Raw genomic sequence first — 12,985 nt, forward strand, 5'->3', positions numbered from 1 at the left:
GGTGCCGCCCGACCCGGGAATCCGGCATGGCCCGACCCCTCAAAGTGATTGGCCGAACTAAACAATTTGCCCGCTTCGGGCACGACGTTTGAGATGGGTATAGCGGTATTCGCCGGGGGGCAGCCCGGTCCATTTCTTGAATGCGCGATGAAAGGTACTGAGCTCGGAGAAACCCAGCCGGAAAGCGACGTCCTGCAGCTGCAACTCCGGATTGGAGAGGTATTCGATGGCCGCATCACGACGGAGGCGATCCTTCAGCCCCTGATAGGTCTGACCCTCGGCGCGTAGTCGACGGCGTAGTGTCTGCGGGGTCATGCCAAGAGTATCGCCAACCTGCTCCAGCGTAGGCAGGCCACTGTCCAGGTGCTTTCTCAGTAGCCGTCGAATCCGCTCGGTGCAGGAGGTCTCGTCACGGTAACGCACCAGAAGATTGGCCGGCGCCTGATGGAAAAACTCCTCCACGCTGAGGCGGTTCTGCACCACCGGCAGGTCCAGCCAACGGGCATCGAACTGATAACCGAAAACCGGCTGGTCGTAGAGTACCGGCGCCTGGAACATCACGTAAGGGTCGGTGCCGCTGCCGGGCCCGGGCTGCTGATAGTGCACTGCGCGCAAAGGCAGCCGTCGCGCCACCAACCACGACGCCAGGCCCCAGGAGAAGAACATGAAAGTACGGCGCGCATAGTGTTGCGCGCGCGGATCACGGTTGTTCTGGTGGATGATTACCCGGGCAACCCCGCGCCGTACCGTAAGCCGCGCCACGAAATCATCGAGCATCAGGTGGTAGAACGAGAAGCCCTTGCGCATGGCTTCCCCCAACGTACCGCAGCCAATCAATTCTCGGCAGATATGGGCAAAGGCGCCCAGCCGCACCGGCTGACTGCACAGCCCGAAGTATTCGTCACGCAAGGTACGGCCAAGCAACGATAGCAGCCGCGCATACTGATCCTGGGACACCCTCGACAGGGGCGTTTCCAGTAACGAAGGCGAGATGCCCGAGCGGCGTAGAAGGCGGCGCACATCCACACCCTGGGAGCGCGCCCCCTCGGTAATTTCAATAACGTGGGAGATGGCGATGGTATGGGTGGGCGGCGCCACGCGCGCGTTCATGAGCCCACCCCCCGCGCGAATTGAACACCCCGACCCACGAGGTTTCTCAGGGAGAACAGAAAGATCAGGATGCTGGCGACGATCAGGGTCGCGCTTAACGGGCGCTCCATGAACACCATGAAATCCCCTCGCGAGAGAAGCAAGGCACGGCGCAGATGCTCCTCAAGAGCCGGCCCCAGCACGAAGCCGAGCAACAATGGCGCCGCCGGATAACGAAAAGCACTGAGCACATAGCCCACCAGCCCAAAGAAAAGCGCCACATAAAGATCGAACACATTGTTGCGCGCGCTGTACACGCCCACGCATACGAACACCAGGATAATCGGATAGAGAATCTGGTAGGGAATCGACACCATCCTCACCCACAAACCGATCAAGGGGATATTGAGCACCAGCAATAGCAGATTGCCGATCCAAAAACTCATGACCAGCCCCCAAAACATGTCAGGGTTCTCGGTGATAAAACGCGGACCCGGCACGATACCGTGTAGCATCATCGCACCCAGCAACAGGGCCATCACCGCGTCGCCGGGAATGCCCAGCGTCAGGGTAGGAATGAAACCGCTCTGGGTGGCGGCGTTGTTGGCCGCCTCCGGGGCCACCACCCCTTCCACGGCGCCCTTGCCGAAGCGCTCCGGCTCCCGCGACAGCTTCTTCTCGCCAATATAGGCCAGGAAGGAAGACAGCACCGCGCCGACGCCGGGCAGCACCCCGATCACCGTGCCCAGCAGCGAACCGCGCCCGGCCGGCATCCAGAACCGCCTCCAGTCGTCGCGGTCGGGCATCATGGATCGCAGGGTCACTTTTTCAGGGCGACGCCGCTCACCCGGGTCGCGGCCCACATTGGCGAGGATCTCGCCGATGCCGAACAGGCCCATGGCGATGGCGATCAGGTTGACGCCATCGGCCAGGCCTTCCAGGCCGAACGTATAGCGATACTGACCAGAGGTGACATCCGTGCCAATCAGCCCAAGCACCACCCCCACGATCACCATGGCCACGCCCTTGAGGGGCGAGCCACTGGCCAGGGACGATGCCGCTACCAGGCCCAACAACATGATCGCGAAGTATTCATAGGCACTGAACTTGACGGCGAAGGCGGCCACCACCGGCGCGAACCCCATCACCACCACGATGGCGATGGAACTGCCCACGAAGGACGCGATGGCGGTAACGAAAAGGGCGATGCCGGCACGACCGTTACGCGCCATGGGAAATCCATCAATGCAAGTCACTGCGGAGGTAATGCTGCCTGGCAGGTTCAGCAGAATAGCCGCCGTGGACCCACCGTACATGGTTCCGTAGAAAATGCCCGCCAACATCACCAGCGCGGCGGTCGGATCAAAATGGTGGGTGATCGGCAGCGCCAGGGAAATCGCCGCCAGAGCACCGATCCCCGGCAACACGCCGACGAAGGTACCAATGGTGACGCCGATGAAACAAAACAGAAAGGTTTCCAGGGTGAGGGCTTCATGCAGGCCCAGCAGGATGTTGCTCCACAATTCCATGGTATCACTCCGGGAAAGCGGACACCGGAATGCCCAGGGCCTGAATGAACAGCATCACGCTCACCGCCGACATCACCACCGCGATCGCCAGAATCGCCAGTGGTCGCAGGGTGCGTTCCCCGAGAGCGCTGAGCACCACCAGGCTGAACACCGCCGGCACCATGCCGGCTCGCTCCACTAACTGCGCGAAGCTGATGATACCCAGGGACAGCATCATGAAGGGACGCATCAACAAGGGTGGCGGTGGGTTATCCGAACGTATCACCTCGATGACCAGCGCCACGCCGATGGCGGCCAGCATCAGGCCGAGAATCAGGGGAAAGTAGCCGGGGCCCATGCGGCGCAGATCGCCGAGCTGGTAGCCTGTGGCGATGCCCGCCACGGCCAGCCCCACCAGGGTGAAGGCGATCGCCACCACGATCTCGCCCCGGTTCAGACGCCGGCCCTTGGACGCGGGCCGGGACGGCGCCACTTCGGGCGCCCGGGTATCGGTGCTCACGACACACCTCCTCATTGTTATTAGATGTTTTTATCGCCTCGCCGCTGGAAAGCATGTCCCCGGCGAACCGCCGCGCCTATGGCGATAGGCGCCAAACCGGTTGGCGGAAAACGTCATCGCCGGGCGGGTTTCACTCCCTTGGATGACGGTTTCCGCCAGTCAGGTCGATTACACCGTGGCACTGGTTCCCAGGATCGCGGTGGACTGGCTCGATAGCGTCCCCCCGTTACCGTGCACGATGGCGGTGTTTGCTCCAGCGACCTGGCGCTCCTCGCCGTCACCACGCAACTGCCGTACAGCTTCGATGGTGGCGAAAATGCCGTACATGCCCGGGTGCCCCCAGGACAGACCACCGCCGTTGGTGTTTACCGGCAGCGAACCGCCTGGGCGTATATTTCCATCGGCGACAAAGGCACCCCCCTCCCCTTTTGCGCAAAATCCCAGGTCCTCGAGGAACAACACCGTGTTGATGGTGAAGGCGTCGTACAGTTCCGCGATGTCCATGTCGGCGGGGCCCAGTCCGGCCATCCGATAAGCCTGCTCACCGGATTGCCTGGCGGCGGTCACGGTGAGGTCCGGCATTGATGAAATCTGCCGGTGCCAGACCGCCGTGCCACTGCCAAGCACATAAACCGGCGGTTTGGGCAGGTCGCGGGCACGCTCGCCACGTACCAGCACATAGGCGCCGCCACCATCGGTGACCAGACAAGAGTCACGTACCGTGAGCGGATCGGAAACCATGCGCGCGCCCAGCACGTCGGCTACCGTGAGAGGGTCACGCATAAAGGCATCCGGGTTAAGGCGTGCCCACTGGCGCGCGGCTACCGCGACTTCCGCCAATTGCTCCCTGGTGGTGCCGAATTCATGCATATGGCGAGAAGCCGCCAGCGCATAGGCGGACAATGGCAGCATCGGCTGGTACGGATGCTCGTAGGGTTGTGGGTCCATACGCCGGCGCGCCCTGGCCACTTCCTTGCGATTCAAGGTGGAAGTACGTTGCGCGCTGCCGTAGCACACCAGCACCGCGTCGCACTGCCCGGACTCCAGCGCCAACATGGCTGGCATCAGATGCGCCACGAAGCTGGAGCCTCCGATCATGGTACCGTCGATAAAGCGGGCATTGATGCCCAGATGTTCCACCACCTCCATGGGCCACATGGTGGCCAGTACACTGGCGGTGCATACTCCGTCGATATCCTTCATGGTCAGACCGGCATCCGTCACCGCGCGACGGGCCGCGTTGGCGAGCAGGTCCATGTCGCTGTAGCCGGGGGATTCACCGCATCCAAAGGTAGCCACGCCGGCAATCGCGGTCTTGCCTCGTAGATGACTCAGGCTGGCGTTATTCATGATCTTTCTCCGGCTGTCGATCCACTTCCACCGCATCGAACAGCAGCACGCCCTGATCTTCCTCCACCGCCACCCGCGCACGAACCGGCTGACCAATACATACCGCGTCCGGGGATAGCCCATCCACCCGACTCATCAATCTTGGCCCTTCCTCGAGGTCGATCAGGGCCACGTTGTAGTCACCGCCCGCCTCCTCCTTACGACGCACCGTGGTGGTGGCATAGACGGTACCCCGGCCACTGGGCGCGAACCAATGCAGGTCACCGCTACCGCAGGCCGGGCAGAGTTCACGGGGATAGAAAATAGCGCTATCGCAGTCCTGGCAGCGCTGAATCCGAAAGCGGCCGGCGGCCAGCGTCTCCGCGTAGACGCGGGCCGCCGGACCCGCCGGGTTGATGGCGTTGTCATTCATGGTCATTGTTCTCCGGTAAGCGGACTCAGATCGGGTCCCAGCAAAATACGTCGGCGGATTTATCGAGATCGTGGAAGCTGGCGCGCAGCGCCGGCAGCGCCTGGGACAACACCGTGTCCGGGGTCCAGCCGTCGCTGTTGTGTACCGAACGCACCGGACGAGGCTGGCTGATCAGGAATATCTCATTGTTGCGCACCGCGAAGATCTGCCCGCTCACATCGGTGGTCTGATCGCCCATCAGAGCCACCGCCAAGGGCGCGATCTTGGCCGGCGTCATCCGCTTGAAGCGTTCCACGCGCTGTTTTTCCTCCTCGCTGTCCGCCGGTACGGAACCGGTCATACGGCTCCAGGCGAAGGGCGCGATGCAGTTTGAACGCACGTTGAAACGCTGCATGTCCAGGGCGATCGATTTGGACAGCGCGGCCACGCCCAGTTTGGCGGCGGAATAATTGGCCTGTCCCAAGTTGCCGATCAGCCCGGAGGTGGAAGTCATGTGCACGAAGGCGCCGCTTGCCTGAGCCTTGAAATGTGGCGCGGCGGCGCGGCTCATGTAGAAGGCACCGTACAAGTGCACCTTCAATACCGCATCCCATTCATCCACGCTCATCTTGTGAAAAAAACGGTCACGCAGAATACCCGCGTTGTTCACCACGCCATCGATGCGCCCGAAATGATCCAGAGCCATCTCTATGACGGCGTTCGCGCTGCTCGCTTCGGACACGCTATCAGTACTCGCCACCGCTTCACCTCCGGCGGCGCGGATCGCTTCCACCACCGCCTGGGCGGGGCCGTCGTCGGTGCCGTCGCCACTCAGGGACGCGCCGATATCGTTGACCACCACCCGCGCGCCAGCGGCCGCCATGGCCAGGGCGATGTCACGCCCAATACCGCCACCGGCGCCGGTGACCACCACCGCCTTGCCATCGAGCAAAGTGCTGTTCGACATAACTCCTCTCCCGTTTCTTTTTTTGTCGATGTCACTTCTTGTTGAAGGATTTAATGTATACCGTATACAGTATACGAAAGAAAGCAACGAAGAAAAGGAAGCCCGATGGCTGCTGGTCAACCGCAAACCTGGCTCGGCGCCGAGCAGAACCAGACGGACACGCTGGACCTCGGGGCGGTGGCCCGCGTGGCCGCTACCCTGGGAAGGGACACGCCGGACAAAGGTGATGCCCTGCCCTGGCTGTGGCATTGGGCCTTCTTCCAAGCGGCGGCACCGGCGGCAACGCTGTCCAACGACGGGCACCCCGAAGGCGGTGGCTTCCTGCCCCCCATGCCTGGCCTGCAGCGAATGTGGGCCGGCAGCCGGCTCACCTTCCAGCGCCCTTTACGGGTCGGCTTCCCGGCTCGCCGACACAGCCGGGTCCGGGACATCCAACGCAAGACCGGCCGCAACGCCGGGACCATGACGTTCGTGACCCTGGATCATCATTACGAGCAGGACGGCGAAGAAACGCTGCATGAACAGCAGGATCTGGTTTACCGCGAACCACGCCCCTTGCCCGCCCGGCCCGGCATCCCGCTGCCAGAGCTGCACTGGCGCCGCGACATCAAGCCGGACCCTGTGCTGCTGTTCCGTTATTCAGCGGTGACCTTCAACAGCCACCGCATCCATTACGACTGGCCCTACGCCACTGGCGCCGAGGGTTACACCGGCCTGGTGGTGCACGGCCCGCTGATCGCGACCCTGGTGCTGGATGCCTTTCTCGACGCCCATCCGGGTGTCACACCCACGGGCTTCCAATTTCGTGGTCTGCGGCCACTGCTCTGCCCCGGCCAATTCGTGGTCGGTGGCATCCGGGAGGAACCGGGCCGGGCCCGCCTGTTCGCCGGCGATAGAGACGGCCAGTCGCAAACCGCCGAAGTGCATTTCAAGGAGACCCCGTGATGAGCCGTCACAGCGAACATCTCACCGCCTTTCTGGCGGGCCTGCGTTTCGAGGACCTGCCCCAGCCCGTGGTGGCGCGCACCGAGGACCTGTTTCTCGACTGGCTCGGTTCTCTGCTGGCTGGTCGCTCGCAGCCACCGATTCCGCTTTTCTCTGGCTATGCCCGGCGCATGGGGCCAGGCACGGGGCGCTGCGAGAATCTGGTCGACGGTGGCACCACCTCACCCTATTTCGCCGCCCTGGTGAACGGTGCCGCTTCCCATGTGGTGGAGCAGGATGATCTACACAACAGTTCCGTGCTGCACCCCGCCACGGTGGTGTTCCCCGCCGCCCTGGCACTGGCCCAGGATCAGGAACGCAACGGCCAGGCGCTGATCACGGCGGCGGTGGCGGGTTATGAAGCGGGTATTCGGATTGGTGAATTCCTGGGCCGCTCCCACTACCGCGTGTTTCATACCACCGGGACCGTGGGCACCCTGGCGGCGGCCGTGGCCGCCGGCAAGCTCCTGGGACTGGATCAGAACGGCTTTACCCATCTGCTCGGCAGCGCCGGCACCCAGGCCTCCGGTCTGTGGGAATTCCTCCGTGACGCGGCGGATTCCAAGCAACTGCACACCGGCAAAGCGGCGGCGGACGGCGTGCTCGCCGCCTGCCTCACGGCCGAGGGCCTCACCGGCGCCCGCGACATTCTGGAAGGCGATCAGGGGCTGGCCGCCGGCTTGTCGCGGGACGCCGACCCGGCGTTTCTCGACGACCGGCTCGGTGAACGCTGGGCCCTGGCCGAAACCTCCTTCAAATTCCACGCCTCCTGCCGACACACCCACCCGGCGGCGGACGCCCTGCTCGACCTGATGACTCGCGAACGACTGATGGCCGAGGACATCGTTAGCGTCACCGCTCGGGTCCACCAGGCGGCGCTGGATGTGCTCGGCCGGGTGGAGACGCCGCGCACCATTCATCAGGCGAAGTTCTCCATGGGCACGGTGCTGGCGTTGATCGCCCTGCATGGCCGCGCCGGCCTTGGCGAATTCCACCACATCCCCCTGGATAATCCGGCCGTGGCCGCGTTCCGGGACAAGGTGGGGATGATCCTGGACGCTGAGGTGGACGGTGCTTACCCGGCCCGGTGGCTGGGACGGATCACCGTGGAGACCACCGACGGGCGCCGCCTGCAAGGCGCCATCGACGAGCCCAAGGGCGACCCCGGCAATACCCTTTCACGGGCGGAACTGGAGACGAAGTTCCGGCATCTGGCGGCCTTCGGGCAGGTCGATGCGACCCGCGCCGACGACCTTATCGCCCGGGTCTGGCGGCTTGGCGCCAACGGCCCGGTGCGTTTTCAGGCATACCAACAAGATCGGGAGAGACAAGATGGTTGAGTACGATGCACAGGCACTGGACGGCATTCGCGACGGCGTTCGCGGTCTGTGTGAACGGTTCAGCGATGAATACTGGCGTGGCATCGACCGGGACAAGGGCTTCCCGGAAGAATTCGTCGCCGCGCTCACCGAGGCCGGCTGGCTGGCGGCGATGATCCCCGAGCAATATGGCGGCTCCGGCCTCGGCTTGGCGGAAGCCTCCGTGATCCTGGAGGAAGTGAATCGTTGTGGCGGCAACTCGGGCACCGTGCACGGCCAGATGTACAATATGTTCACGCTGCTACGCAATGGTTCCGAAGCCCAGAAGCGCGAGTACCTTCCCAGGCTGGCCAGCGGCGAGCTGCGCCTGCAATCCATGGGGGTCACCGAACCCACCACCGGCACCGATACCACCAGGATCAAGACCACCGCCATCCGCCGCGGCGACAAGTATGTGATCAATGGCCAGAAAGTGTGGATCTCGCGCATCCAGTATTCGGATCTGATGATCCTGCTGGCGCGCACCACGCCGCTGGACCAGGTCAGCAAGAAAACCGATGGCATGTCGATCTTCCTGGTCGACCTGCACCAGGCCATTGGCAACGGCCTCACCGTCCAGCCTATCGACAATATGGTGCACCATGTCACCAATGAGCTGTTCTTCGATGACCTGGAGATCCCGGCGGAAAATCTGATTGGCGAGGAAGGCAAGGGCTTTCGCTATATCCTCGATGGCCTCAACGCGGAACGCACCCTGATCGCCGCCGAGTGCATTGGCGATGGCCGCTGGTTCATCGACAAGGCCCGCCACTACGCTCGGGAACGGGAAGTGTTTGGCCGCCCCATCGGTCAGAACCAGGGCATTCAGTTCCCGCTGGCGGAGGCACACATCGAGGTGGAAGCCGCCGACCTGATGCGCTGGCGCGCCTGCCGCGAATACGATTCCGGTATGCCCGCTGGCGCCAGCGCCAACATGGCCAAATACCTGGCCGCCAAGGCCTCCTGGGAGGCCGGCAACGCCTGCCTGCAAACCCATGGCGGTTTCGGGTTCGCCTGCGAATACGACGTCGAACGCAAGTTCCGCGAGACCCGTCTCTATCAAGTCGCGCCGATCTCGACCAACCTGATTCTGTCCTACGTGGCCGAGCATCTGCTCGAATTGCCACGCTCGTTCTGAACGCTGGCCAAGGAGACTCAACATGACCGATACCCCTTCACGGCCACTGGACGGCGTAACCGTGGTCAGCCTGGAACACGCCATCGCCGCGCCGTTCTGCACGCGGCAACTGGCGGACCTGGGCGCCAGGGTGATCAAGATCGAGCGTCCTGGCGTGGGCGATTTCGCGCGCGGCTATGACGGGCGCGTACATGGACTGGCCTCCCACTTCGTGTGGACCAACCGCTCCAAGGAAAGCCTGACCCTGGATCTGAAACACGCCGACGCCACCCCCATACTGGACGGCCTGCTGGCCGAGGCCGATGTGCTGGTACAGAACCTGGCGCCCGGCGCCGCCGCACGCATGGGACTAAGCTTCGACGCCCTGCATGAGCGTTTCCCGTCATTGATTGTCTGTGATATTTCCGGTTACGGCGAAGGCGGCCCCTACCAGCACAAGAAAGCCTATGACCTGCTGATCCAGAGCGAAGGCGGCTTTCTTTCGGTCACCGGCAACGGCGACGAGATGGCCAAGGCGGGCTGCTCGATCGCTGACATCGCTGCGGGCATGTACGCCTACAGCCATATCCTTTCCGCCTTGCTGATGCGCGAGCGAACCGGCAATGGCAGTCGCATCGAGGTCTCGATGCTGGAGAGTCTGGTGGAATGGATGAGCTATCCGCTCTATTACGCCTTCGAAGGCGCCGAACCGCCGCCACGCACCGGCGCCGCCCACGCCACCATTTACCCCTACGGGCCATTCGACACCGGCGACGGCGGCACCGTGATGCTGGGGCTGCAAAACGAACGGGAATGGAAGTTGTTCTGCGACAAGGTACTGCGGCAGGCGCCCCTGGCCGACGACGAGCGCTTCGCCTCCAACACCCTTCGAGTACGTCACCGGGCCGCGCTGAAGGCGGTGATTCTTACCGAATTCGCGAACCTGGACGCCGAAGAGGTACTGAAAAGGCTGGATCAAGCGGGCATCGCCAACGCCCACGTCAACGACATGCACGGCGTGTGGCGCCATCCGCAACTGGCCGCCCGTGGCCGCTGGACGGAGATCGGCAGCCCGGCCGGGCCGTTGCCCGCCCTGCTGCCGCCCGGAGTCAGTAGTGACTGGATGCCGCGCATGGACGCGGTACCGGATCTGGGCGAACACAATGATGCCATCCTTACCGGCCTGGGCGTTGCCCAAGAGGAGCGGGACCGGCTACGACGGCAAGGAGTGATCGGATGAACCATGATCAGTCTCCGGTACGCTCGGCGCTGTTCGTTCCCGCCAGCCGGCCGGAACGTATCGCCAAGGCCCGCGCCAGTGGCGCCGACGCGGTGATCGTGGACCTGGAGGACGCCCTGCCCCCGCGGCACAAGGACAGCGCCCGCCGGGCCCTGGCCGAGGCGCTCACCGACGATCCCGGCGGAGTGCCCTTATGGGTACGTGTTAACGCCGCCGGCAGCCCCTGGTTCGACGACGATCTGGCCCTGTGCGCAAGGCAACCGGCGATCCATGGCGTCATGCTCCCGAAAGCGGAGCGGCCCACCGATCTGGTCAAGGTCGCCACCCTGGGCAAGCCACTTTGGGCTCTGGTGGAAAGCGCCGCCGGAGTCCTCGCGCTGCCGGAGCTGACCGCCACACGGGGCCTGGAGCGGCTCGCCTTCGGAGCCCTGGACAGCGCCCTCGATCTGAGCCTGGAGGACGGCAGCGAAGGCGCCACCACGGTACTCGACCAACTGCGCGTGCAAATACTGCTGCACAGTCGGGCGCGAGGCCTGGCACCGCCCTTGGAAAGCGTGGTGGCCGAGTTCCGGGATCCGCGGCCGTTGCGCCGCCGCGCGAACCTGGCGGCGCAGATGGGCTTCGGTGGCATGCTTTGCATCCATCCCACGCAGATCCCGCCGGTGCACGCGGCCTTTGCCATTGATGAAGCCCGGCGGGACTGGGCACGACGGGTGCTCCAGGCCGCCGAACAGCAGCCTCCACCGTTTCAGTTGGAGGGCGAGATGATCGACGAACCGGTGATCCGCCGCGCCCATCGATGGCTGGGGTCGATCAGCGGCTGATCAGCCCTTCAGAGCAAACAGCTTCACATCCGGGCGGCCGGCCAGCAGGCCCTTGAGGCCCTCGCCCAACTCCTTCATGTGCTCCCGGTGGGCCTGCAACGCCGCTTCGTCGGTGTATTGCTCGTAAATCAGCAGGGTGTCGGCGTCGTCCAGGGACTGATGCACCAGGTAGCAATGGTTGCCCTCTTCCTTGACTACCTCGGTGGCGATTTTCTGCATGGCGGCGACCAGGGCATCGCCCTGCCCCGGGGCGGCGGTCATCACTGCGGTAATACCGATCATTGAGCTCTCCCGTGTTGGAAACAGTTTTGTTGAAATGGTGTTTCGCATACTGGCAGCAGGTGGGAGCCACGGCCATGGGCGGTTGCGTCGTTGGCAGGGGCCAAAAGCGCAAAAAAAAACGGCCCCGGAGGGGCCGTGACGAAAACACTGAATGACAGCGCTGTTAGTTTCGTTCCATCTGGATTTCCTTGACCACGATATCGCCGTCGATGACCACCGGCTCGTCGTCCAGGAACAGGGAGCAATTCCGCATCGGGATGTCCAGGTGACAGGCGGTGTCGTTGCTACCGCCCAGTTCGTTGTTGGGGCCGGTGGAGAACATTACGTTGCCGTAGAAGCTGCGCGGCTCCATGCCCATGCCGCCGGGGAACTCGCCCGGGGTCATGCGGTGCCATTTGGCGTCCGGGTTCATACCCCAGCCGACGTGGCTCATGCCCTTGCCACGCTCGTCGTTGAAGCTGTCCATGTAGGACTTGACCAGGTCGGCGTCGAGGCCGCCACGGATGTCGGTGATCCAACCCTTTTCGATGGTGTAGGTGATCGGGTCGCGCACGTACATGTTCTGCGGCAGCAGCACGTCGCCGGGGGCCACCACGATCTGGCCATCGACACCGTCGTCGTCGCCACCGGTGAACACGAACCCGGAGGGCCAGTGGTCCCAGCGGCCCGGCTCATCGGTGCAGGCGTATTCCATGATGGTCGGGTAGGTATTGAGCTTGTAGGTCACGTCGGTGCCGTGGGGCGAGGTGATGCGCATTACCTTGGCCTTGGCCAGCAGCTCACCGGCGATTTCCACCTTCTCGCGCAGTTCCTTGGTGGGCAGCATGCGTGCCAGCAGTTCCGGCGGTTCCACGGCGGTGAGCACGCGGGTGCCGGCGGCCTGGATCGCCATCTGCTCCGGGGAGAATAGCAGGAACACGCAATCGATCAGCATGTCCGCCTGCTTGAGCGCTTCCACCGCCTCGGGCAGCGCCGCCAGGCCGGTCTGGCCCACGTTCCAGCCGCCCATGGGCGACGGCGCCGGCAGACGCATATGGTACATGCGCGCGCCTAGTTTCTGGCCCGCCGCCATGAAGGCGTCGGCGTAATCAAGGCGCTCGTTGCCCTGGGTGAGGACGACCAGTTTTTCGCCCTCGTGCACACCGGACATCTTGAGCTGGTGCAAACAGATTTCGGTAAAGCTGATGGCATCCATGATTTCTCTCCCGCGTTCGTCGCATTGGGTAGGCGTGACCGTTGAGTCCGAGCATAAATTATAATTCTGTATAATTACAAGCCTTAACGTCAGTATGCGGACGGCCGTTACCGGGCGTTCAATCGACCGCCCACCAATCGGTCTCACCCTGGTTGACAAC

13 protein-coding genes are annotated in these 12,985 nt (G+C 63.6%); 5 read left to right on the forward strand and 8 right to left on the reverse strand.

The annotated features are described in order from the left end of the window. Positions 1-57 precede the first annotated feature (57 nt). The 6 genes from JF515_RS05360 to JF515_RS05385 form a co-directional block, all read right to left on the reverse strand. Entirely contained in the window at positions 58-1,110 is a 1,053-nt protein-coding gene (locus JF515_RS05360) for an AraC family transcriptional regulator (protein ID WP_203101722.1), read from the reverse strand. Further along, a complete protein-coding gene (locus tag JF515_RS05365; protein WP_203101723.1) occupies positions 1,107-2,618 on the reverse strand; it encodes a tripartite tricarboxylate transporter permease in 1,512 nt (503 codons plus the stop codon). The genes JF515_RS05360 and JF515_RS05365 overlap by 4 nt, the downstream gene beginning before the upstream one ends. Positions 2,619-2,622: 4 nt before the next feature. After that, positions 2,623-3,117, reverse strand: a complete 495-nt coding sequence (locus tag JF515_RS05370) for a tripartite tricarboxylate transporter TctB family protein (RefSeq protein WP_203101724.1) — start codon at positions 3,115-3,117, stop codon at positions 2,623-2,625. A gap of 168 nt (positions 3,118-3,285) precedes the next feature. Then, entirely contained in the window at positions 3,286-4,467 is a 1,182-nt protein-coding gene (locus JF515_RS05375) for a thiolase (protein ID WP_203101725.1), read from the reverse strand. After that, entirely contained in the window at positions 4,460-4,885 is a 426-nt protein-coding gene (locus JF515_RS05380) for a Zn-ribbon domain-containing OB-fold protein (protein WP_238400873.1), read from the reverse strand. Before JF515_RS05380 ends, JF515_RS05375 begins: the two co-directional genes overlap by 8 nt. 19 nt (positions 4,886-4,904) lie before the next feature. Next, the gene (locus tag JF515_RS05385; RefSeq protein WP_238400874.1) at positions 4,905-5,825 is read right to left on the reverse strand and encodes an SDR family NAD(P)-dependent oxidoreductase; all 921 of its coding nucleotides are present in this window, start codon (positions 5,823-5,825) and stop codon (positions 4,905-4,907) included. A gap of 105 nt (positions 5,826-5,930) precedes the next feature. Between JF515_RS05385 and JF515_RS05390 the strand changes: the two genes are divergently transcribed. Genes JF515_RS05390 through JF515_RS05410 form a run of 5 tightly spaced genes read left to right on the forward strand, consistent with a single transcriptional unit; the run spans position 5,931 to position 11,348 of the window. After that, the gene (locus JF515_RS05390; protein WP_203101726.1) at positions 5,931-6,770 is read left to right on the forward strand and encodes an FAS1-like dehydratase domain-containing protein; all 840 of its coding nucleotides are present in this window, start codon (positions 5,931-5,933) and stop codon (positions 6,768-6,770) included. Further along, positions 6,770-8,149 carry an MmgE/PrpD family protein gene (locus JF515_RS05395; RefSeq protein WP_203101727.1) on the forward strand — a complete coding sequence of 460 codons (1,380 nt, stop codon included), beginning with the start codon at positions 6,770-6,772 and terminating at the stop codon, positions 8,147-8,149. The genes JF515_RS05390 and JF515_RS05395 overlap by 1 nt, the downstream gene beginning before the upstream one ends. Further along, positions 8,142-9,305 carry an acyl-CoA dehydrogenase family protein gene (locus JF515_RS05400; RefSeq protein ID WP_203101728.1) on the forward strand — a complete coding sequence of 388 codons (1,164 nt, stop codon included), beginning with the start codon at positions 8,142-8,144 and terminating at the stop codon, positions 9,303-9,305. Before JF515_RS05395 ends, JF515_RS05400 begins: the two co-directional genes overlap by 8 nt. A gap of 22 nt (positions 9,306-9,327) precedes the next feature. After that, positions 9,328-10,524 carry a CaiB/BaiF CoA transferase family protein gene (locus tag JF515_RS05405; RefSeq protein WP_203101730.1) on the forward strand — a complete coding sequence of 399 codons (1,197 nt, stop codon included), beginning with the start codon at positions 9,328-9,330 and terminating at the stop codon, positions 10,522-10,524. Continuing rightward, entirely contained in the window at positions 10,521-11,348 is an 828-nt protein-coding gene (locus JF515_RS05410) for an HpcH/HpaI aldolase/citrate lyase family protein (protein WP_203101732.1), read from the forward strand. The genes JF515_RS05405 and JF515_RS05410 overlap by 4 nt, the downstream gene beginning before the upstream one ends. Here the strand turns inward: JF515_RS05410 and JF515_RS05415 are convergent, their stop codons facing one another. Then, entirely contained in the window at positions 11,349-11,630 is a 282-nt protein-coding gene (locus tag JF515_RS05415; protein ID WP_203101734.1) for a putative quinol monooxygenase, read from the reverse strand. A gap of 163 nt (positions 11,631-11,793) precedes the next feature. Then, a complete protein-coding gene (locus JF515_RS05420; RefSeq protein WP_203101736.1) occupies positions 11,794-12,825 on the reverse strand; it encodes a leucyl aminopeptidase in 1,032 nt (343 codons plus the stop codon). Positions 12,826-12,985 lie beyond the last annotated feature (160 nt).

Source organism: Alloalcanivorax marinus, assembly GCF_016785095.1.
Taxonomy (GTDB): domain Bacteria; phylum Pseudomonadota; class Gammaproteobacteria; order Pseudomonadales; family Alcanivoracaceae; genus Alloalcanivorax; species Alloalcanivorax marinus_A.